The sequence below is a fragment of the Sulfitobacter sp. F26169L genome, assembly GCF_026410285.1.
In the GTDB taxonomy this organism is placed as follows: Bacteria; Pseudomonadota; Alphaproteobacteria; order Rhodobacterales; family Rhodobacteraceae; genus Sulfitobacter.
Genome location: NZ_JAPMLP010000006.1, coordinates 30,993 through 51,372, shown reverse-complemented (window position 1 = coordinate 51,372; position 20,380 = coordinate 30,993). Strand labels below are relative to the sequence as shown.

Genomic DNA, 20,380 nt, shown 5'->3' with positions numbered 1-20,380 from the left:
CTTGCACGCGCCTTAGCCATGAACCGGCTCCATGTCGGCCTCTACCGCCGGTGCCGCTCCCTTCGGGTGCAGGATGGTCAGGATCGCCTTGTCGGCGATGACACGTTCCGCCTCCATCCGCCCTTCCAGCCAGCTTAGCACCAGCGCCGTTGGCATCGCCACCACCAGACCGACAGCAGTTGTCAGCAAGGCCACCCAGATACCGCCGGCAAGGATCGACGGATCAACCTGCGCGCCTGCATTCTGCAACGACTGAAACGCTTCGATCATGCCCAAAACCGTGCCGAACAGACCCAACAGCGGCGCAAGCTGCGCAACTGAATCGAGAAACCGGAAACCGGATTCAAGCCGCGCAAAACGGGTTTCGGCTTCGGCCTGAAGACGTGCCAATCCGTCTGACGGGGCCGACATTGCCATATCAACGACCGGCACAAGATAGCTGTTAGAGCGATCAAGCGCATGGCGCGCCCCTGCCCTGTCACCCGCATCCCAGAATACAACCGCCTGGGTCAGCGCGGTATGCCGCCCGACAGCAGAAATCCAGAACTGCCAGATTTTGTACAGCGCAACAGCCAGCGTGATGACGGCCACCGCCATCAACACCACAACCACAGGACCACCAATGGCCGCAATCTGTCTGACTGGCTCAATAATCGCTTCGATACCTTCCATCAGCCCGACACCTCGATGTCTGCTCGTGTGGAGAGCAACAATCCGGTTTCACAAACCGAAACCTCTGAATTTTCGACGTCACAGGTGTTGGCACCGTTGAAAATGATCTGCCCCAATTGATCGCAAGTGATTTGCGGTACTGAAAACTGGCGCACCCTTGGCCGCGCTACGGGAAGCTTTCCGAAATCAAAAAGGGTCAGACGGTCAACCTGGCCGTTCTGGTCAAAAAGGACTGTTTCATAGACCACCTTATTCACCGCCCCCTGCAACCCGTTGGTGATCAGAAACGTCAGCGTACAGGCATCTGCATTTGTCTGCGCGGCGTTCAGTTCTACCGAGATTTTACCCCCGATATCGGTTTCCTGCGCACTCAAAGTGCTGGCGGTTGTCACCGCGAGAATTATTGCAAGAATTGGATTGGGCAAGATCATGATCGCTCCCGCGGTTGTAAGATGGCTGGCTGCACCGTGGCTTGGTGATGCTGGGTTTGGCAAGGGTTAACAAAATACTCCCTCCGCTTCAATCCCGACTTTAATTGTCAGATATTCCGAATAAACCTAAGGATTGCCAATTGGCAAGCGTCCGCCCCTACCCCGCTTTGCAACCTGCGATCCTGTTTGGAGACTGTCGATTGCGACAGCTGTGAAATAGATCTCTTTGTTCATACTACATATGTACGTGGAGTTTGGGACAAGCCGAAATAATCAAAACCCTCTCTGCACTGGCGTACACAGGACGGTCTTTGGCACACCAGCGCATCCGCGCAACTGCCGATGCTTGCTAACGTGGATCTTGTCATGCCGGTGCGTGACGGGCGCAAAATCCGCTATGACGCGCAGCCCGCAACAATCGGTGCGCTGCTGGATTGTTCCCGCGGGGTGTCTTCGATCTACAATCAGGTAACAAGCAGTGTGACTCGATAACCCGTCGCACTGGAAACGCCCAACAGGATGATACACATAATCGCCAAACGCCTTTGCACGGCAACGATCCGGCGCTGCTGCTATCCCAAACGGATACGCGCTCATTTTTTCATAGAGTACGAATTCCACATTACTGCAGACAAACCTTGCTTGATCGTGAATTGGACAAACCCAGCTGATGCGCTTCTAACGGCCGCGGCTACCCCTCATCGCACATTTTCCAACACCGCACCATCAACCGACAACGAATCTGTGTCAGCGCAACAAATCGCCACTTTGTCCTTGAGTAGCGCCGCGTGGCCCCTATTTCTGAAAGACCGCCGCAATATGTTTCCCGAACCTCAGATCGGTAAACACCCGCCTGCCAGCGCAGAAATTGAAACGGTGATCGTCGATCCCGCAGAACTGTTACTAACGGACGGCGCTCTGATGACCGGCTTTGATCTGTCCGAATTTGCTCATTGTCACTTCCAGCGGGTGTTGGTTGGTGACTCCATTGTTGTCCCCCTGCCCCGCGCCGGCTGACATTCTATCGTTATCATCGGAGATGTAGGCGTACGGATTGCTGGTCCGTAAAGATAATTTTGATTGAATGGCAGCAATCGCTTTTCATCCGCATTTTCTGGAACACGGTATTTCTGTTTCATCAGCACAGGACTTACCCCAAACAAGACTATTGATTGGTGGGAAATCTATAGCCAGTATCGGGTTTCTTATGGCTCATTCTGATGCAAATCGCGCTTCTGTGGTTAATCACCGGAAATCGATCGGCTTCTGCAAATTAGCAAGCTGATATTGATGTAATACACTGATTATAAAGCACATCTAAAATTGTCAGCTGACAATTTGCCCCCACGCTTGATGATGCGTAGCATCAGGCCGATATCGAACTCACCGTTCATGGCCTTCTGGGTCAATCTGCGCAGGTATCCTGCTGGGTTGGTAATGTCCTTCAGCTTTTCAAGGATACAAAGAACAGAGGTGACTGCTGTGGTCAAACCCATGTGGGTTATGGCTTGTTTGAATATCGAAACATCAATCCCCATCATTGGAGTGATTTGGTCTGCAATCTGCACTAGATCATTCCAATGCCGTGCAGGTTCTGGAAAGAATAACTTATATTCTTTGCAGATGTTCGTTACGTCCGTGAATCGTGGAGATGCCGCAGATTTTTTCGACTGGGGTTGAACGATGTTTGGTGAAATGTCATCGGTCATATTGTCCGCGCCGGATCTCGTTTCTGATAATTCTATATCTTCATACTGTATGTGCTGCTCATTTTCAGCGTTAGTGGTGCTCAATTTAGATGTGTCTAACTCATCTAAACGTGTCCAAATTTCGGTCTGCATTGCCTTCAGTGTGTGTTCATCTGCATTGCGTCTCAGCAGGCGGGCAGCTTCCGTTGCGAGCGTAGATGTATCACCGCCAGCAACGAGGCACTGGCGCAAGTGCGCGACATCAGCGCGTAATGCGGCTACCCGCTCGCGTGCGATCAACGCCTTGGTGGCTGATGCTTTGATATCGTCGGCGTGAATTGCCAGAGGGGCGAGATCAAATCCGAAGGCAAGCACACGTGCTGTACCAACACGGCGCGCAAACCGTTTCTTGTTCGCACTGTCGTGACGGCTGACAATCCCTGCTGCCACCAGTGTCGCAAGGTGGCGGCGCAACGTGCTGTCGGGCATTCCGTTCAGTCGTTTTGCCAAGGTTTTGTTCGAGGGGAAGACGATCGCGCTGCACGGTCTTGCTTGAATAAGCCGCTCAGGGAAAAAGCTCATCAGTGCTTTTAGGACGCCCAGTGTTCTGTGGTTCAGCCCGAAATCATCAGCTGCATCCGTTAGGCTGGCCAGGATTTCCCATTTGTCCACAGGCGCCGATATCTTTTGGACAGGCGTCATCTGCCGTCCAAACTGTGTTTGGTCCGCGTGTTTCATATAAAAATCACAAAAGACAATATTTCACCCGCTCTGCACGAGGATGCAGAGTTGACAGGGTTTCCGGCTAGGGGTATCTCAAAAGTGCAAAGATCGAGAATGGCCTTCCGGGAGAAATCCTGGGGGGCTGTTTTTTGTCTGGTCGTGCCTTTCCTGTTTGGTTTCGGGTTTAGGTGTCCTCTGACCGCTCTTTTTCCCAGCGGTCATGAAGTTCGCCCAGCAGCGCTTCGGCGTTGCTGTTAACCCAGACGTCAAAGCCTTCGGCAGTGCGTGCGGGAATATTCAATGTGACGCCCTTGGCATTGGCGCGGATGTCAGCCACCGCTTTGCCGCTGGTGCTGCGCAAGGTGCGGGGTTTGGCTGGCGGTGCTTTGCGTGTCTCGGGGGCGGTTGTCGCACGGGCGAAAACCGCTTCGAAGCGCGCATCGGAATCGCCTTTGATGAAATCGGGGCCCTGCATAAAGGCAGACACGCGCGCGCGGACGCCCTCCTGCTCAAGGGCGCGCGCCAGTGCCATCCAGCGGTCCCGCCCGATGCTCGGTGCCGACCCGATGTCGCGCAGGAAGGGCAGGGGGAACGCTGTACCCACTTTTAGCATTCGTGACAGCATCGGCAGGTCAATCGACAAAGCTGCAGCAATTGTCTGCCGGTCGTATTCCATTGAGTGTAGCTGCGCGGCAAACGACGCCTTTTCGATAAAGCTCAGATCCTGTCGCGCTGTGTTTTCCTGCCCCTGTGCCATTACAAGTGCGTGATCGTCCAACTGCCTGATCATTGCCTTCACAGGCTGGCCCAGGGATTTCAGCGCCTTGAGGCGTCGGCGGCCATAAACGATCTCGTAGCGACCGGGTTTGCTGGTATTTGGACGCAACAAGACCGGCACCTGCTGGCCATAGGTCTTCAGGCTTTCGACCAGCTGTTGCTGCGCGGCAGGATCAAGCCCGAGACGGTCTTCGATGCCAGCATCATCAATCAGATTTGCATCAATCTCCTGCACCGCGTTTTCCTGCAATTTGGTAAGCGAGGACTGAAGTGCGCCAACTGCGCCGCGGGATGGGGCAGGAGGGGTTGCGCGGGTGCGGTCCGGTTTTGAAATTTCGCTGCTAAGAATACCTTTACGTGCCATTTATCGCCCCCATGCCTGTTGCAGCAGCAATTCGATTTCATCATTGACCAGATTGAGTGAATCCAGCGCACGATCGTAGGTGTTACGGTGAAATTGTGACCGCTCGACCTCGTAGATCGTTTGCTGGGTCAGGCCTGCGTCTGAGATGGCAGTGGATTTCAACATCGGAGAAATCATCACTTCGCCGCCAAACAACTGCCGAAGGAACGCGACAACCTGCTGTTGCGGCCCGTCGTTCGGCTCATACCGGTTGATCAGAAATCGCAGAAAATCAAATTCCATGTTTGCCCCTGCATTAGAGACTACATCGAGCAGATCCGCACTCATTTGAAGGAATTGCGACATGGAGGCCACGTCAAGCATGTTGGGCACAATGGTTATCAGCACACCCGTCGATGCACAGAGCGCTGACATCGTCAGATACCCCAATTGTGGCGGGCAATCGAAGATAATCACGTCGTAATCTGCTTCGACCTCCTGCAACGCAGTGGCAAGGCGGGCATAGAACGGGGGTTGTATGTTCGCGCGCAATGCTTGGGGCGTCTCATGTTCGAACTCCTGTAACAGTAGTCCGCCTGGTGCCAGATCGATTCCGGTGAAGAACGTCTTTTGGACAATCTGCGAAAAGGGCAGGGGGTCTTCGTAACGGATCGCATCATAGATCGTACCGGATTCCAGAAAATCCAGCTCGGGACGATAGCCAAACAGGGTGGTTAGAGACGCTTGCGGGTCGATGTCCACCGCCAGCACGCGATACCCTTTCAGCGCCAGCCGTTGGGCTGTGTGAATCGCGCTGGTGGTTTTTCCGCTGCCGCCTTTGAAGTTCAGGAACGACAGTACTTGTACCTTGTCTCCATCCCGCCGTCCTCGCAAATAGGTGCCCGGGGTTTTGGCGGACTTTTCCAAAATAACCCGCATATCCAGTAGATCGGTGGCGGAATATAGCCTGCGCCCACCCGAAGTAGACTCTACATCGGGGATCTTCTCGTCAAAATGCAGTTTGCGCAGGAAGCTGCCAGAGATACCGAGCATATCGGCCGCTTCTCCTGCCGAAAAACGACGCATTTCCTTTCGCGCGTCTGGCGCGAATACCTTAAGCATATGGCTTTGCAGAGCCGCACTTAGGTCTTCCGCATTCTCGCGGATACGCGTATTGATCTTGAATTGCTCAAGCCCGTTTGACATTGGATTTCACCGCTCACTTGGTAACGCTTTATTTCGCTAGCGCTCTCTTTACCGTTTCTTAGCTGAAATCATAACGGTTTGGCAACTGATTCCTGTGTTAAGAATAAGGCAAGCGCAATTTCAAGGGTTAACGCGGCATATTTTGTGTCAAAAGAGGGATTGCTACCATATGATGTGTGTTTGAGTTGCCTGTGTGCTGGACCGGTCGCGAAGGGTTTCCATTGGGCTGTCCGGTTGAAACCAAAGCCTTTGGCAGAGATTCTCGCCCTGCAACGCTATGTTGGATAGGCCGTGCTTAAACCCAAAACTAAAATCGTTATTTCGGTCTTCTGTGGTTGAAAACAGTTTCAGGAAAGCTGTTGAATCGGATAGGCTAAACCCAACAACCCAAGGAAAAAATTCAGTAAGGAAGTCATATGTTTCTTAAAAATGCTTGGTACGTCGCGGCGTGGAGCGATGAGATCGTTAACGAATTGCAGCAGGTCAAAGTGCTAGGCGAAAAGATATGTATGTTTCGCACGGATACGGGTGAGGTCATTGCGGTGGAAGACGCCTGCCCGCACCGCAAATTGCCCCTGTCCAAGGGGCGCATCAAGGACAACAACATTGAATGTGGCTATCACGGGCTGACGTTTGATTGCGCGGGCCAGTGTGTCTGGGCACCGGGTGGCGGGCGGATTCCGTCTGCGGCGCGGGTGCGCCCCTATCCCGTACACGAGAAGTATGGGCTGGTCTGGATATGGATGGGCAACGCCGCGATTGCCGATGTGGAAGAGATTATCGAAATCCCGAATTTCGAAAGCGCCGAGTGGGGTATCAATCGCGGCGCTGCAATGGAGTTGAAGTGCAACTATCTGTTGATGTGCGATAACCTGCTTGACCCGACCCACGTTGCGTGGGTGCATCAAAGCTCGTTTGCGGCTGCTGCAACAAAAGATACGCCGCTCAGGGTCAGCAAAACAGACAAGGGTATCATCGTCCACCGCTGGATGATGGATCACGAACCGGCCCCGTTTTATAAAAAGGTGGTGGAGTTTGAGGGCAACTGCGACCGCCTGCAACATTACGAGGTACGCTATCCCGGTCATGCGTTGATCCGCGCGGTTTTCACACCCGCGGGGACGGGTGGCCCTGACGGACCGTTGCATGAAAACACTTTTGTGATGGACAGTTACAATTTCATGACCCCGACGACAGAAACCGAAACACGGTATTACTGGTTCCAGCTTCGCAATATCCGCCCCGACGATGCCGAGCTCTCGAAGATGATGAGCGAGGACGTGCGCGATGCGTTTGAGGAAGACCGCGCTGTTTTGGAAAATGTGCAGATCGGGATGAATGAAAAGACATCCCCGCATATTGATTTGAGCATCGACGCAGGGCAGTTGCGCTTCCGACGCCAGCTTGAGGCGATGATCGCCGAGGAGGCGATGGTAGATGAAAAGCTGAGCCAGTAGATAGGGAGCGGGCTTCGCTTGGGTTAACATTAAATCTGATGTAAAGCTGGTTAACGCAGACATAATGCCAGCGGAGCCCTTTGCCATGAAAGCGACGTACAAGGACGTAAAGGCGGACATTCTGTCGAAGATCACCAAGGGCGAATGGCCGACCGGCAGTTTGATCCCTAACGAGGTCGATCTGGCCGAAACATACGGCTGCGCACGTTCGACCGTAAACCGTGCCATGCGCGAGCTGGCCGATGACGGGCTGATTGAGCGGCGGCGAAAGGCGGGCACGCGTGTGCGCATGACTCCGATCCGGCAGGCGCGTTTCGACATCCCCGTCGTGCGCGCAGAGATTGAGGAAAAAGGCGCGGCATACCGCTATTCGCTGGCTGATCGGGCAATTGTGTCAGCGCCCGACTGGCTGCGCGCGCGGCTCAACCTGTCTGAGCAAGGCGAGGTATTGCACCTGTTGTGTATGCATTATGCAGACGGTGACCCCTACCAGCACGAAGACCGCTGGATAAACATTGCGGCGTTACCGCAAGCGCGGGACGAGGACTTTGTGCAGACCGGCCCAAACGAGTGGCTTGTCGCGACAATTCCGTTTTCCGATGTGGAAATCAGCTTTTCCGCAGGGCTGGCCGATGAAAAACTGGCAGAGTATTTTGCCTGTGCCGTTGGCGATCCGGTTTTTACGATCGAACGTTCAACATGGTGGGAAGGGCAGGCGGTTACATTTGTACGGCTGACCTATCGACCCGGTCATCGCCTGACAACGCGGTATTAACTAAAGGCGCCGCTACCCGCAGGGGCAACGGCGCCAAAGCATTATAAAATCCCTGGCAGGTTCAGCCCGTTTTCACGCGCGCACTCAAGTGCGTCGTCATAGCCTGCATCGGCATGACGCATGACGCCAGTTGCGGGATCGTTCCACAGAACACGCTCGATGCGGCGGTCCGCGTCCTCGCTCCCGTCACAGCAGATTACCATGCCGGAGTGCTGGGAAAAGCCCATGCCAACGCCGCCGCCGTGGTGCAAAGACACCCACGTTGCGCCTGATGCAGTGTTGAGCAGCGCGTTCAACAATGGCCAGTCGGACACTGCGTCGGAACCGTCTTTCATGGATTCTGTTTCGCGGTTTGGCGACGCAACAGAGCCTGAATCAAGGTGATCACGGCCAATCACGATTGGCGCGCTCAATTCACCAGTGCGCACCATCTCGTTGAACGCAAGGCCCAGCTTGTGACGCACGCCAAGGCCGACCCAGCAGATCCGCGCGGGCAGGCCCTGAAACGAGATCCGCTCGCGCGCCATATCCAGCCAGTTGTGCAGGTGTGTGTCCTCGGACAGGATTTCCTTCACCTTTGCGTCGGTTTTGTAGATGTCCTCGGGGTCGCCCGACAGAGCGGCCCAGCGGAACGGGCCGATGCCACGGCAGAACAGCGGACGGATGTAGGCGGGCACAAAGCCGGGGAAGGCGAACGCGTTTTCCAGCCCTTCTTCCAGCGCGACCTGACGGATGTTGTTGCCGTAATCCAGCGTCGGAACGCCTGCGTTCCAGAAATCCACCATTGCGGCGACGTGAACCTTCATCGAGGCGCGGGCGGCCTTTTCCACCGCTTTAGGGTCGCTTTCGCGCTTTTCGCGCCATTGCGTCATGGTCCAGCCTTGGGGCAGATACCCGTTGATCGGATCGTGGGCCGATGTCTGGTCCGTGACGATGTCGGGGTGGATGCCGCGCTTGACCAACTCGGGGAAGACATCCGCCGCATTGCCCAGCAGGCCGACCGACTTTGCCTCTCCGGCGGCGGTCCAGCGTTCGATCATCTCAAGCGCCTCGTCCAGCGTATCGGCGCGTTCGTCGACGTATTTGGTGCGCAGGCGGAAATCGATGCTTTCGGGGTTACATTCCACGGCAAGGCAGCACGCCCCTGCCATCACAGCGGCCAGCGGCTGTGCGCCGCCCATACCACCAAGACCGCCGGTCAGGATCCATCTGCCCTTGAGTGAGCCATCGTAGTGCTGGCGACCGGCCTCAACGAATGTCTCGTAGGTGCCCTGCACGATCCCCTGCGAGCCGATGTAGATCCACGATCCGGCGGTCATCTGGCCGTACATCGCAAGGCCCTTTTTATCCAACTCGTTAAAGTGGTCCCACGTGGCCCAATGCGGCACGAGGTTCGAATTGGCGATCAGAACGCGCGGCGCGTCTTTGTGGGTCTGGAACACACCCACGGGTTTGCCCGATTGCACCAACAGTGTCTGGTCTTCTTCCAGATCCCGCAGGGAGGCGACGATCATGTCGAAGTCTTTCCACGTCCGCGCGGCACGTCCGATGCCGCCGTAAACCACCAATTCATGCGGGTTTTCCGCCACGTCCGGATGCAGGTTGTTCATCAACATCCGCAGGGGGGCTTCGGTCAGCCAGCTTTTTGCTGTCAGTTCATTGCCGGTTGCGGGAAAGATATCACGGGTGTTCTTGCGCGGATCGCTCATGAGGTGCCTTTCAGGGTCGGGGCCAGTGCGGCCAGTTTTGTGAGAATGTCGGTGAGGTGGGGGCGTACGCGCGCGGCCTTGTCTTCGTCATAGGTCCATGGAGCAGATTCTGTGGTCAGATATGTGCTTTGCGCCAGTTCCATCTGTATTGCGTGCAAGCCCTCGCTGGGCCGTCCGTAATGGCGCGTGGTCCAGCCGCCCTTGAAGCGTCCGTTCGTGATGGATGTGTACCCGTCAGCCGCGGCGCAGATCTTTTGCGTTGCTGTCTCGAGAGCTGGGGCACAGGTGGTGCCCATATTTGTGCCGATGTTAAAATCTGGCAGGGTCCCTTCAAACAGGAACGGGATGTTCCCACGGATAGAGTGGCAATCATACAGGATTGCAATGCCGTGAAGGTCGCGCACGCGTTCCAGCTCGGCCTGTAGCGCAGCGTGATAGGGGGCGTGGTACGTTGCACGCCGTTCTTCGATTTGTTCGTCCGTGGGCGGGGCTGTCCAGATGTCATGCCCGTTGAAATCTGTCAGCGGCACAAGGCCGGTGGTGTTCTGTCCCGGGTAAAGCGATGCGCCCGATGGGTCGCGGTTGGCATCCACCACATAACGGTGAAAAGATGCGCGCACCGTGGTCGCACCGTTCAAAAGCCCTTCATAGAGCCTTTGAATATGCCAGTCCGTGTCGTCCAGGCCGCGCCCGCGCGCGTTGAGATCGGCGAGTATTTCATCAGGCACATAGGTTCCGGTATGGGGCAGGCCCAGCACAACAGGGCTGTCGCCTTGCACAATTTCTACAGGATTCATGCGTCAAACTCCGGCATCTCAACGGCGGCGGCGTCCACAATTGCGCCGCTGGTGATCATCGCGGCTGCACGCTCCAGATCGGGAGCGAGGTAGCGATCCTCCCCCAGCGTTTCCACCTCTTCGCGCAGGCGTGCGACAACACGTTGAAGCGTATCACTGGTTTGCAGGGGCGCGCGGAAGTCGATACCCTGCGCACCGCAGAGCAACTCAACGCCCAGTATGCGATCAAGGTTTTCGACCATCTGCCCCAGACGCCGCGCACCATGGGCCGCCATGCTGACGTGATCCTCCTGGTTGGCGGATGTGGGCGTGCTGTCAGTGACACAAGGGTTTGCCAGATGTTTGTTTTCACTCATCAAGGCGGCAGTGGTCACCTCGGCAATCATGTAACCGCTGTTGAGGCCCGGATTGGGCGTCAGGAACGGCGGCAAGTTGAAGCTGAGCACCGGATCTACGATCAGCGCCACACGGCGTTGCGCAATTGCACCGATTTCGGCAATGGCCAGCGCGATCATATCGGCGGCAAAGCCGACAGGTTCGGCGTGGAAGTTGCCGCCCGACACGATCAGATCGGCGCCCACCAGTACCAGAGGGTTATCTGTGGCGGCATTCGCCTCAATCTCAAGCGTGCGGGCGGCCATGCGCAGAACGTCCATTGCAGCGCCGGTCACCTGTGGCTGGCAGCGGATGCAATAGGGGTCCTGCACACGAGCATCATCCACCACATGGCTTTCGCGGATTTCAGAGCCTGCAAGCAGGGTGCGCATTGTCTCTCCAGCCTCGATCTGGCCGCGATGGCCGCGCAGGCTGTGAATTTCGGGTTGCAGGGGGGCGGTAGAGCCCATGATTGCATCGGTGGACAGCGCCGAGGTCACCAACGCCGAATGTGCGCCGCGCCAGGCCCCAAACAATCCGGCAAGGGCAAAGGCGGTGGAAAACTGGGTGCCGTTGATCAGGGCCAACCCTTCCTTGGGGCCAAGCTCAACCGGCGTCAGGCCAGCCGCCGCCAGTGCCTTGTCGCCTGCCATTGTTTGCCCGTCAAATTCGGCCTCTCCGTGGCCCATCATTACAGCGGCCATATGGGCCAGCGGGGCCAGATCGCCTGACGCCCCGACAGACCCTTGCGCGGGGATCACGGGGGTGACGCCTTTTTCCAGCATCTCTTCGATCAGCGTGACCAGTTCCAGCCGCACACCGGATGCGCCGCGCCCGAGGCTAAGCAGTTTCAGCACCATGATCATCCGCGCATGGCGGCGCGGGATGGCAGGGCCAACCCCGCAGCAATGTGACAGTATCAGATTGCGCTGCAAGGTGGCGGTGTCCTTGGACTCGATCTTGACTGAAGCGAGCTTGCCAAATCCTGTGTTGACGCCGTACACGGCATCGGTTCCGGCAACCGCTTTTGCGATACGGGCATGGGCCAGCTCGATGTGCGGGTGGCAAGCGGGATCAAGGCGCACGGATGCCTCGCTCCAATAGATTTTTGCCAGATCATCCAGCGTCACGGCACCGGGAGTGAGGGTAAGGGTGGTCATCAGGTGCCTCCGAAAATGCGGGAATGAAGGGGGTTGAAGCCGATTCGATAGGATAGTTCGGCAGGGTGTTTGATATCCCAAACTGCCAGATCGGCGCGCATGCCTGCGGTGATCGTGCCCGTGTCTGTCAGACCCAGTGCGCGTGCACCGTTTTGTGTGGCACCGCGCAGCGCTTCTTCGGGTGTCAGGCGAAACAGGGTGCATCCCATGTTCAATGCCAGCAACAGAGAGTTGAGCGGTGAAGACCCCGGATTGATATCCGTCGCAAGCGCCATGGGAACGCCATGTTTGCGCAGTAACGCAATCGGCGGGGCTTGGGTCTCACGTATGGTATAGAACGCACCGGGCAGGATCACAGCGATTGTTCCGGCTTCTGCCATTGCCTTTACGCCGTCTTCGTCCAGATACTCGATATGATCGGCAGACAGCGCGCCATAGCTTGCAGCCAGTTTTGCGCCGCCGATGTTGGAAAGCTGATCTGCGTGGAGCTTGACCGGTAGGCCCAGTTCAACCGCCACGTCAAATACGCGTGCGATCTGGTCCGTGTCAAAGGCGATGCCCTCGCAAAATCCGTCAACGACATCGACCAGCCCTTCGGCATGGGCGGCGCGCAGGGCGGGTATGCAGACTTCGTCGATATATGCGTCATCGCGGCCCGCGTATTCCGCAGGAGTGGCATGGGCGCCGAGAAAGGTGGTTTTTACACGGATCGGGCGGTGCTGTGCAACCGCGCGGGCAACCCGCAACATGCGCAATTCAGTCTCTAGATCAAGGCCGTAGCCTGATTTTATCTCAATGGTGGCGACACATTCGCCAATCAGCACATCAACGCGGCGCAGGGCATCTGCCAGCAGTTCGGCTTCGCTGGCGGCACGGGTTGCCGTTACGGTGGAAACAATTCCGCCGCCTGCGCGCGCAACCTCTTCATAGCTGGCACCGTTCAGACGCATTTCAAATTCAACCGCGCGGTCACCGCCATGCACAATATGGGTGTGGCAGTCGATCAGGGCAGGGGTGACAACCCGCCCGCCAAGACTGCTGCGCGGATAGTCTGCATATGCAACCGGCACAGCACCCAGCGGCCCGACCCATTCAATTACACCATCCGACACCGCAATGGCGGCATTTTCGATCATCCCGTAAGGGGTGTCCGATACCTGCATGGTCGCGGCGTTTAGATCAGTGAATAGCTTCCTGTTTTGGGTCATACTGGTCCTGACACTGGCAAAGATTAGACTTTTCTGGTGCGTATTAAGATGTATTATGTCTATACATAAAGAATGATGGGACGCAAAATGATTTTTGCAAAGCAGGCCAGACTGGCAACCGGATGGGCAGAAAATGTGCGCTTGAGCGTGGAAAGTGGCCGGATCACCGCCATTGAAACGGACAGCGCACCGCAAGAATCTGACGCCACGGTAGACACTTTGCTGCCAGCGCTGGCCAATCTGCACAGCCACAGTTTTCAGCGCGCTATGGCGGGCATGACCGAATACCGAATGGCCGGGAAAGACAGTTTCTGGACATGGCGCGATCTGATGTACCGCTTTACTGCAAACCTCACGCCTGACCATATCGAGGCGATTGCCGCGTTTGTTTTCCTTGAAATGCTAGAGACGGGCTATGCCAGTGTGGGGGAGTTTCACTACCTGCACCACCAATCCGGCGGTACACCCTATGATAACTTGGGCGAGCTTTCGGCGCGGATCGCGGCGGCGGCGCAGACAACCGGCATTGGGCTGACCCATCTGCCGGTGCTGTATAGCTACGGTGGGGCAGGGCAGGTGCCGTTAGAGGCGGGGCAGGCGCGTTTTGGTAATACAGTGGATCGGTTTAATGATCTGGTAGCATCGGCCAAAGATGCGGTGGCGGATCTTACGCCGGATTGCCGCGTCGGCATTGCGCCGCACTCCCTGCGCGCGACCTCACCCGAAGATCTGGATTCGGTTCTGGCCGCGCATCCGGAAGGGCCGGTTCATATCCACATTGCAGAGCAGCCAAAGGAGGTCGCAGACATTAGTGACTGGCTGGGCGCGCGGCCGGTTGAATGGCTGTTGGACAATGTGGATGTGTCGCCGGACTGGTGCCTGATTCATGCCACCCACATGACAGAGGCAGAAACAGTGAACATGGCAAAGTCGGGTGCGGTGGCGGGTCTGTGCCCAGTTACAGAGGCCAATCTGGGCGACGGGCCGTTTAACGGTCCGGCCTATCTGAATGCAGGGGGTGCGTTTGGTGTTGGTTCGGATTCGAACGTGCTGATCTCTCTCATCGAGGAGTTGCGCACACTGGAATATTCCCAGCGGCTGCGGGATATCGCGCGCAATGTTATGGTGGTTGGCGAAGGCTCCGTCGGAGAGACGCTTTATGCCGGTGCAGCGCGGGGCGGCGCGCAAGCGCTTGGGCGCGGTACGGGTGAAATCGCCGTCGGCGCACTGGCAGACCTGACGGCAATCGACAGCACCGCGCCTGCGTTGTGCGCGCTGCGGGTTGAGCAATTGCTGGACGGGTTGGTGTTTGCCGCCAAAGATACGGTGGTCACCGATGTCTGGTCAGCGGGGCGGCACATGGTGAGATCCGGCGCCCACGTTCAGCGCGCGGGGGTCACGGCCGCCTATCGTGAGGCGATGCGCAGCTTGATTGCATCGTTGTGATAGACTAAACGAATTTCCAACACGGCATCGCTGTTGCGCAGCACCAGCGATGCGGCGGGTGTTTCTACAAAAGCGGTGTCGCCGGTGGACAGAGACAATTCGCCAAGGTTCGGGGTGCCTGAAAGCACATGGTAGGCCAGGATGCCTTGCGCGGGGCGCTGTAAGGTTTGCGCGACAGGGGTGTGCAGTGTTGTGACAGTGCCTGCGCAATGCTGTGGATCAAACATTAGGTTGAGATCGGTAAGCGGGCCATCGTGCAGATGCGAGGTGATTGCAATACCGCCATCAAAACGCACCGGCTTCCACGGTGCCGCGGTGAGCGTGCCGTCTGCGTGCTCCAGCGTCATTGTATTTTGTGAAACAACCGTCAGCACGCGCACCAACCCCGCAAAGTTGGAAAACGCGCCGTCCTGCGCAACGTCCGCACGGCTGATCCGCCACGCGGCGGTGTCTTCGACCACTCCTGTGGCGATTTCGCGGGTGGTGCCCCCGGCGTTTTTCCATGGCACATCAACAAGATCGCTGAATCGTAAAACCTTCATCCGGATATCCTGTGCGCAAGAGTGACTGCGAGGGGCCGACTGTATGCGCCTCAACCGGATAATCAAGACGTTCCGGTCTGTTGAAGCGGATAGTTGTTATCCGGCAATGCTGGGGTGATCGCAGGACTTGCGGTTACCCAATTGCAGAAGTGCCGGAACATGATCTGCGGTGAGCGGATAGCGCACGAGGCGCTGCATTCACTTTGTGGCCTGTACGCGTTTACCTGCCAGCATGATCTTTGCGCCCTGCGGATCAGTGACCTGTATCAGCCAGTCGTCCCCATCGGGCAGTTCTATCGGGCCATGGTTCACCTTGCCACCGCCAGCGGTTACCGCTGCATGGGTTTTGTCGATGTCGGCCACGTTGAATGCAAAATTCCAATAGGGGTGTGCGCCGTCTTTTGGCAGAGCCATCATGGCGCCAATGTCGACACCGGCGTTTTTGACAAAGGTATAATCACCGCCTTCGTCCATCGGCATAGCGCCTGACTTTTCCCACCCGAACAGGGCCTTGTAAAAGTCCAGCGCGCCGGACTGGTCGGTTGTGACCAGTTCATTCCAGCTACAATGGCCCAGCGTTTCCTGATCGAATGACGCGCTGTTGGCATCGCTGTCCCCGTTCATCAGGTAAAACATTGCGCCTTGGGGGTCTGCAACAAAGGCAAACCGCCCGACATCGGGAATATCCTGTGGTGGCATGTGAACGTGCCCGCCAAGGTTTTCTACCTGTTGCGCAGCGGCATCTACGTCCCGCACCCCGAAATAGACCGCCCAAGTGGGGCCGAATGGCGCTCCATCTGGGGCTTTCATCATCCCGCCGACGGTCTGCCCTTCCGTCGTATTGAAGATGCGGTAATCCGCGCCGGGGGCGGGGGGCGTTTTGATAAACTCCCAGCCCAGAACACTCTGGTAAAACGCCTCGGCGGCATCGGGTGCGTTTGTCATTAATTCATACCAGACGGGATGTCCTTCGCGATTGGTCATGTTTTATCCTCCTGTTGTGTTTTAGTTTGTGCAGCGCGTGCTGCCTCTTCCAGCGTGGCGATGTCGATTTTTATCATTTGCAACATTGCGTTTCTGACCTGTGATGCCACCTCTGGCACGGGATCTGACTGTAGCTCGATCAGACGTTTGGGGATGATCTGCCAAGACACGCCGAAACCGTGCGTCAGCTAGCCGCATCTGCTTTCTGTCCCGCCGTTTTCAAGCAGCGCAGCCCAAAGACGGTCTGTTTCTGTCTGATCGTCCGGCTGTCGGGCAGCAGAGCGACATATTTGCGCGCCGCGTCGACGCCGCGCGTCGTCATCCAGAGGCAGGTACGAATTTTTACCGGATGGTCCATAGGTTCCTTCGGTCAGGGCGTTTCGCCAATGTTGAAAAGCTGACGCACATAGCGGATCAAATGATCAATGCTTTCGCGCGCCATTTCGGGGTTGCCCGATGCTTTCGCCAGAATAAAGCCGCCCTGAATAACAGCCTGCATGTGCCGCGCGAGGCTTTCGGCGGTCCAGTCGCCGCGGATATCATGGGCCACTATTGCGGCGGCAATATCGGGTTCTAGGGTCGCGGCATGGCCAAAGATGCTGTCGGCGCAGGCGCTGGTAATATCGGGTGAGGTGTTGTGAACTTCTTGCGTCATGGTCCCGACAAGGCAGGTGAATTCAGCGGTTTCACCGGCAATGATTTCCCTGCGGAAGGCAAGATAGGCCAGCACACGATCAAGCGGATCATCGGGCGTGTGGTAAGGCGCGTCAGCAAAAAACGCGCCGGTTGTTTCGGCCCAGTGCTGTGCGGCAGCCACGCCTAGCGCCTGTTTCGTTTTGAAGTGGTGAAAAAACGCACCCTTAGTGACCTGCGCAGCATCACACAGATCATCAACCGAAGTGGCGGTAAACCCCTTCTGCCGGATGGTATCGCGGGCCGCTTCCAGCAGGCGCGTGCGGGCGCTGCCGCGTTCTGGTGATTGTTTGGTCGGTCTTGACATGTCTGAATCATACCATATGGTTGGTATGCTGTAAAGACATCCACTACAGGTGTCTCATTGGCCCGCTATCGCACAGCGAGAGAGGTAAAGAGGGGTACTTTCATCTTGGAATCTTGAGCTTTGTTCGAAACGTTTGCAAGATTGTCACCAGACCTTAGTTAATGGGACAGGGGCTGATCTGATGAATGATGACAATAAGGAAGATACGCCAAAGGGCAGCTATGCATCACCGCCCTGCCTCGCGCACGAGATTGATCCAGCTTATTTCGATCCGTTGGCAGTTGATCCTGTGCAGTGGCGCGACGTTACGCGCTGGCGCAAGGCAACGCGCGCACAACTTCTGGCAGATCGCAAATCGCTTGGCGTGGCCCGGCATGGTGCGATTTCATCAATGTTGGCCGCGCAAGTGGAGGAGCTATTACGAGACCGTTTTGATGGTGCTGCGGGAATGGTGCTGTCCGCGTTTTGGCCCATCAAGGGAGAGCCGGACCTTCGCTCCTTGATGACCAGATTGCACGACGCTGGCGTAGTTGTCGCAATGCCATTGGTCGAGGTGAAAGCGGCGCCGCTGGTGTTTCGACGCTGGACTCCGGAGACAAAGATGATCCGTGGGGATTGGAACATTCCCGTGCCGCCACCAGATGCGATGCAGTTATTGCCGGATATCGCTTTGGCCCCCTTGGTTGGCTGGGATAATGAACGCTATCGCCTTGGTTATGGCGGCGGGTATTTCGACCGCACTCTTGCGGCCCTGAAGCAGCAGCCTTTCAAGATTGGCGTAGGCTATCAAAATGCAAAACTGCCCACGATCTATCCACAACCCCATGACATTGCGATGGATGTCATCTTAGCGGCCGGCAATGACTAATTTTACGTCGCTGTAACGCCAGACCTCAGCTCGGATGCATGCTTTGCAAGTAACCTTCCGCCTGCGCCTCGCTTTCAAAAATATGGGCGTTTTTGGAACGGGCAAAGACCTTGCCCAGCTTAAGACGCATAAACGCGGACGCGGAATAGCGTGTGGTGCTTTTATAAAACCGGTCTTCGAGTTTTTGAACGGCATTTGCATAGACTTCCTCGATCTCGGGATAGATGACGGTCCCGTCATAGTTGACGATTGCATCAACCTCTTTGCCGAGGGGCGTACAGATGTTTTCAACCCGCTTTACAATCCGGCTTACATCTCCCGCATTGCGGATGCGCAGTTTTTCAAGGTTGATGAACAAACGCTCTGTTACAGGGTCAAGCGCGATGCGGGTTTCCAGATCAAGCGCAAGCAGATCGACGTTCAGGCCCATCGGTTCATTCTCAAAAATGCGGCTGTCCATCAATGGCAGATCGTTGATGATCGGGCGGAAAGCCATGTTCGCGAGAATGTCCTTTTCCAGATCAACACCGGGTGCGATTTCGATCAGCTCCAGACCGTCTGTACGCAGACGGAACACGCAGCGTTCGGTTACGAACAACACCGGCTGGTGCAAACGCGCGGCGCGGGGGCCGAAAAAGGTTGTATGCTCCACCGCCTCAACGAATTTGCGCACGCGGCCTTCGCTATGGATTCGCAGCGTGCCTTGTTCAATGCGGGCATCCAGAGCCACCGAAGTGAATGTGCCGGTGAAAACGACCTTGCGCGCATTCTGGCTGATGTTGATGAACCCCCCTGCACCCGAGAGGCGGGGACCGAAGCGTGACACGTTGACAGAACCGTTGCTGTCAACTTCGGCCATACCCAGAATGGCGATATCCAACCCGCCGCCATCATAATAATCAAATTGCTGGTTCTGGGCGATCACTGCATCGGTATTGACTGCGGCACCAAAATCAAGACCAGAGGCAGGTTGCCCGCCGATTATCCCCGGCTCGGCGGTGAGCGTCAGATGCTGCAGCAGCTTTTCCTCACCGGCTACAGCGGCAACCCCTTCGGGCATACCAATGCCGAGGTTCACCACACCGTTTACAGGCAATTCAAACGCTGCCCGCCGCGCTATGATCTTGCGCGCATCCAATGGCATGGAACCGGCGCTTTCCTCTGGCGTGCGATAGCGCCCGGTAAAGGCGGGGGAAAAAGCAGTATTAAAAGTTTGCAAATGATCTTCCGGCTGGGCGATCACAATTGCATCTACCAGCACACCGGGGATTTCAACATCGCGTGGATTGAGCGAGCCGCGCGCGACCACTTGTTCGACCTGCACAATCACCACGCCGCCAGAATTTTTGACCGCCATGGCCTGACTGAGATTATCAATCGTCAGTGCTTCGTTTTCCATTGTTACGTTGCCTGCGGTGTCAGCCGTCGTGCCGCGCAGCAGGGCAACATCGATGCGGATGGAGTTATAAAACAGACATTCCTCGCCGTCGATGTCCATCAGACGAACCAGATCATCGGTAGTGATTTCGTTCAACTTGCCGCCGCCCTTGCGCGGATCAACAAAGGTTTCCAATCCGACACGGCTTAGTGTTCCGGGCTTGCCTGCGGCAATGTCGCGGTACATCTGGCTGATCACACCTTGGGGCAGGTTGTAGGCCTCTATCGTTCCTGCTGTCGCCATGCGCCCGACCTTGGGGATCAGCCCCCAATGGCCGCCGACAACACGTTTCAACAATCCGCCATGGGCAAGATGATCCAGACCGCGCCCTTTCCCGTCACCCTGTCCGGCGGCGAAAAACAGCGTCAGGTCGCGGGGTGTTGAGGTCTCGGTAAAACGTTTGCTGAGCTCTTTCAGCAGCGTTTCGGGCACGCCAATGCCGACAAAGCCCGAAGTGGTCACAACATCGCCGTCAGATATCAGCGCAGCTGCGGCTTCTGGTGATACGGTCTTGTCGGACATGGCGTTACTCCTGTCTGGCCAAAAGCAGTGGGTCCTCGCGCAGGCATTGCACAAGGGTGCGCTTTGCGTTTGATGATTGCACCGCCGTGCCCGAATGGGAAGCCTCCGTCAGGTGTCGCGCGCTGAAGCTGTGGCGGGCCGGTTCTTTCGGGAGGGGGATTTCATGCTGTTAAAGCGGGTCTGATTGGCCGATATTGCGCGCAAACAAAAGAAGTCGGGAAGATGGGGAACATTACACCACTGCAGAAAAAAGTCGAAG

General features: G+C 56.6%; 21 protein-coding genes. 6 read left to right on the top strand and 15 right to left on the bottom strand.

What is annotated here, in order from left to right:
• Positions 1–12 precede the first annotated feature (12 nt).
• Both OS189_RS13740 and OS189_RS13735 read right to left on the bottom strand, forming a co-directional pair.
• Positions 13–672 carry a MotA/TolQ/ExbB proton channel family protein gene (locus tag OS189_RS13740; RefSeq protein WP_267167904.1) on the bottom strand — a complete coding sequence of 220 codons (660 nt, stop codon included), beginning with the start codon at positions 670–672 and terminating at the stop codon, positions 13–15.
• Positions 672–1,103, bottom strand: coding sequence for a hypothetical protein (locus OS189_RS13735; RefSeq protein ID WP_267167903.1), 432 nt, complete (start codon positions 1,101–1,103; stop codon positions 672–674). The genes OS189_RS13740 and OS189_RS13735 overlap by 1 nt, the downstream gene beginning before the upstream one ends.
• 342 nt (positions 1,104–1,445) lie before the next feature.
• Here OS189_RS13735 and OS189_RS13730 point away from each other — a divergent pair, with 342 nt between their 5' ends.
• Together OS189_RS13730 and OS189_RS13725 are read left to right on the top strand one after the other, a co-directional pair.
• A complete protein-coding gene (locus tag OS189_RS13730) occupies positions 1,446–1,595 on the top strand; it encodes a hypothetical protein (protein ID WP_267167902.1) in 150 nt (49 codons plus the stop codon).
• Positions 1,596–1,922: 327 nt separating this feature from the next.
• Entirely contained in the window at positions 1,923–2,120 is a 198-nt protein-coding gene (locus OS189_RS13725; protein WP_267167901.1) for a hypothetical protein, read from the top strand.
• A gap of 287 nt (positions 2,121–2,407) precedes the next feature.
• Here OS189_RS13725 and repC read toward each other — a convergent pair whose 3' ends face one another.
• The 3 genes from repC to repA form a co-directional block, all read right to left on the bottom strand.
• Positions 2,408–3,493, bottom strand: a complete 1,086-nt coding sequence (repC, locus tag OS189_RS13720) for a plasmid replication protein RepC (protein ID WP_267167900.1) — start codon at positions 3,491–3,493, stop codon at positions 2,408–2,410.
• Between the two features lie 205 nt (positions 3,494–3,698).
• Positions 3,699–4,655, bottom strand: coding sequence for a plasmid partitioning protein RepB (gene repB / locus OS189_RS13715; RefSeq protein ID WP_267167899.1), 957 nt, complete (start codon positions 4,653–4,655; stop codon positions 3,699–3,701).
• A complete protein-coding gene (gene repA, locus OS189_RS13710; RefSeq protein ID WP_267167898.1) occupies positions 4,656–5,840 on the bottom strand; it encodes a plasmid partitioning protein RepA in 1,185 nt (394 codons plus the stop codon).
• 416 nt (positions 5,841–6,256) lie between these two features.
• Between repA and OS189_RS13705 the strand changes: the two genes are divergently transcribed.
• Positions 6,257–7,297 (top strand): aromatic ring-hydroxylating dioxygenase subunit alpha, encoded by a 1,041-nt coding sequence (locus OS189_RS13705; protein ID WP_267167897.1) that lies wholly within the window; start codon positions 6,257–6,259, stop codon positions 7,295–7,297.
• A gap of 85 nt (positions 7,298–7,382) precedes the next feature.
• A complete protein-coding gene (gene hutC, locus OS189_RS13700) occupies positions 7,383–8,072 on the top strand; it encodes a histidine utilization transcriptional repressor HutC (protein WP_267167896.1) in 690 nt (229 codons plus the stop codon).
• Positions 8,073–8,113: 41 nt separating this feature from the next.
• On the opposite strand, the gene hutU is transcribed toward hutC, so the two are convergent.
• The 4 genes from hutU to hutI are packed head-to-tail and all read right to left on the bottom strand — an operon-like array spanning position 8,114 to position 13,321.
• Positions 8,114–9,781 carry a urocanate hydratase gene (gene hutU, locus OS189_RS13695; protein WP_267167895.1) on the bottom strand — a complete coding sequence of 556 codons (1,668 nt, stop codon included), beginning with the start codon at positions 9,779–9,781 and terminating at the stop codon, positions 8,114–8,116.
• Positions 9,778–10,578: an N-formylglutamate deformylase gene (hutG, locus tag OS189_RS13690; protein ID WP_267167894.1), complete on the bottom strand. Its 801-nt coding sequence runs from the start codon at positions 10,576–10,578 to the stop codon at positions 9,778–9,780. Before hutG ends, hutU begins: the two co-directional genes overlap by 4 nt.
• Positions 10,575–12,113 (bottom strand): histidine ammonia-lyase, encoded by a 1,539-nt coding sequence (gene hutH / locus OS189_RS13685; protein WP_267167893.1) that lies wholly within the window; start codon positions 12,111–12,113, stop codon positions 10,575–10,577. Before hutH ends, hutG begins: the two co-directional genes overlap by 4 nt.
• Positions 12,113–13,321 (bottom strand): imidazolonepropionase, encoded by a 1,209-nt coding sequence (gene hutI / locus OS189_RS13680; protein ID WP_267167892.1) that lies wholly within the window; start codon positions 13,319–13,321, stop codon positions 12,113–12,115. Before hutI ends, hutH begins: the two co-directional genes overlap by 1 nt.
• An 87-nt stretch (positions 13,322–13,408) precedes the next feature.
• On the opposite strand from hutI, the gene OS189_RS13675 reads away from it, so the two are divergent.
• Positions 13,409–14,767, top strand: a complete 1,359-nt coding sequence (locus OS189_RS13675) for a formimidoylglutamate deiminase (protein WP_267167891.1) — start codon at positions 13,409–13,411, stop codon at positions 14,765–14,767.
• On the opposite strand, the gene OS189_RS13670 is transcribed toward OS189_RS13675, so the two are convergent.
• The 5 genes from OS189_RS13670 to OS189_RS13650 form a co-directional block, all read right to left on the bottom strand.
• The gene (locus OS189_RS13670) at positions 14,728–15,309 is read right to left on the bottom strand and encodes a HutD/Ves family protein (protein ID WP_267167890.1); all 582 of its coding nucleotides are present in this window, start codon (positions 15,307–15,309) and stop codon (positions 14,728–14,730) included. The genes OS189_RS13675 and OS189_RS13670 overlap by 40 nt on opposite strands.
• Positions 15,310–15,507: 198 nt before the next feature.
• A complete protein-coding gene (locus OS189_RS13665) occupies positions 15,508–16,293 on the bottom strand; it encodes a VOC family protein (RefSeq protein ID WP_267167889.1) in 786 nt (261 codons plus the stop codon).
• Positions 16,290–16,463 carry a hypothetical protein gene (locus OS189_RS13660; protein WP_267167888.1) on the bottom strand — a complete coding sequence of 58 codons (174 nt, stop codon included), beginning with the start codon at positions 16,461–16,463 and terminating at the stop codon, positions 16,290–16,292. The genes OS189_RS13665 and OS189_RS13660 overlap by 4 nt, the downstream gene beginning before the upstream one ends.
• 14 nt (positions 16,464–16,477) lie before the next feature.
• Positions 16,478–16,651, bottom strand: coding sequence for a hypothetical protein (locus OS189_RS13655; protein WP_267167887.1), 174 nt, complete (start codon positions 16,649–16,651; stop codon positions 16,478–16,480).
• A 12-nt stretch (positions 16,652–16,663) separates the two neighbouring features.
• Entirely contained in the window at positions 16,664–17,293 is a 630-nt protein-coding gene (locus OS189_RS13650) for a TetR/AcrR family transcriptional regulator (RefSeq protein WP_267167886.1), read from the bottom strand.
• Between the two features lie 181 nt (positions 17,294–17,474).
• On the opposite strand from OS189_RS13650, the gene OS189_RS13645 reads away from it, so the two are divergent.
• Positions 17,475–18,161, top strand: coding sequence for a 5-formyltetrahydrofolate cyclo-ligase (locus OS189_RS13645; RefSeq protein ID WP_267167885.1), 687 nt, complete (start codon positions 17,475–17,477; stop codon positions 18,159–18,161).
• Between the two features lie 25 nt (positions 18,162–18,186).
• Here the strand turns inward: OS189_RS13645 and OS189_RS13640 are convergent, their stop codons facing one another.
• The gene (locus tag OS189_RS13640; protein ID WP_267167884.1) at positions 18,187–20,121 is read right to left on the bottom strand and encodes an acyl CoA:acetate/3-ketoacid CoA transferase; all 1,935 of its coding nucleotides are present in this window, start codon (positions 20,119–20,121) and stop codon (positions 18,187–18,189) included.
• Between the last annotated feature and the right edge of the window lie 259 nt (positions 20,122–20,380).

Excerpts from the sequence above, each read along its gene's own strand:
- repC (WP_267167900.1), bottom strand. The coding sequence starts at position 3,493 with ATGACGCCTGTCCAAAAGATATCGGCGCCTGTGGACAAATGGGAAATC.
- hutU (WP_267167895.1), bottom strand. The coding sequence starts at position 9,781 with ATGAGCGATCCGCGCAAGAACACCCGTGATATCTTTCCCGCAACCGGC.
- hutG (WP_267167894.1), bottom strand. The coding sequence starts at position 10,578 with ATGAATCCTGTAGAAATTGTGCAAGGCGACAGCCCTGTTGTGCTGGGC.
- OS189_RS13740 (WP_267167904.1), bottom strand. The coding sequence starts at position 672 with ATGGAAGGTATCGAAGCGATTATTGAGCCAGTCAGACAGATTGCGGCC.
- OS189_RS13675 (WP_267167891.1), top strand. The coding sequence starts at position 13,409 with ATGATTTTTGCAAAGCAGGCCAGACTGGCAACCGGATGGGCAGAAAAT.
- OS189_RS13730 (WP_267167902.1), top strand. The coding sequence starts at position 1,446 with ATGCTTGCTAACGTGGATCTTGTCATGCCGGTGCGTGACGGGCGCAAA.
- repB (WP_267167899.1), bottom strand. The coding sequence starts at position 4,655 with ATGGCACGTAAAGGTATTCTTAGCAGCGAAATTTCAAAACCGGACCGC.
- OS189_RS13725 (WP_267167901.1), top strand. The coding sequence starts at position 1,923 with ATGTTTCCCGAACCTCAGATCGGTAAACACCCGCCTGCCAGCGCAGAA.
- hutH (WP_267167893.1), bottom strand. The coding sequence starts at position 12,113 with ATGACCACCCTTACCCTCACTCCCGGTGCCGTGACGCTGGATGATCTG.
- OS189_RS13650 (WP_267167886.1), bottom strand. The coding sequence starts at position 17,293 with ATGTCAAGACCGACCAAACAATCACCAGAACGCGGCAGCGCCCGCACG.
- OS189_RS13640 (WP_267167884.1), bottom strand. The coding sequence starts at position 20,121 with ATGTCCGACAAGACCGTATCACCAGAAGCCGCAGCTGCGCTGATATCT.
- hutI (WP_267167892.1), bottom strand. The coding sequence starts at position 13,321 with ATGACCCAAAACAGGAAGCTATTCACTGATCTAAACGCCGCGACCATG.
- OS189_RS13735 (WP_267167903.1), bottom strand. The coding sequence starts at position 1,103 with ATGATCTTGCCCAATCCAATTCTTGCAATAATTCTCGCGGTGACAACC.
- OS189_RS13670 (WP_267167890.1), bottom strand. The coding sequence starts at position 15,309 with ATGAAGGTTTTACGATTCAGCGATCTTGTTGATGTGCCATGGAAAAAC.
- OS189_RS13665 (WP_267167889.1), bottom strand. The coding sequence starts at position 16,293 with ATGACCAATCGCGAAGGACATCCCGTCTGGTATGAATTAATGACAAAC.
- repA (WP_267167898.1), bottom strand. The coding sequence starts at position 5,840 with ATGTCAAACGGGCTTGAGCAATTCAAGATCAATACGCGTATCCGCGAG.
- OS189_RS13705 (WP_267167897.1), top strand. The coding sequence starts at position 6,257 with ATGTTTCTTAAAAATGCTTGGTACGTCGCGGCGTGGAGCGATGAGATC.
- OS189_RS13655 (WP_267167887.1), bottom strand. The coding sequence starts at position 16,651 with ATGGACCATCCGGTAAAAATTCGTACCTGCCTCTGGATGACGACGCGC.
- OS189_RS13645 (WP_267167885.1), top strand. The coding sequence starts at position 17,475 with ATGAATGATGACAATAAGGAAGATACGCCAAAGGGCAGCTATGCATCA.
- hutC (WP_267167896.1), top strand. The coding sequence starts at position 7,383 with ATGAAAGCGACGTACAAGGACGTAAAGGCGGACATTCTGTCGAAGATC.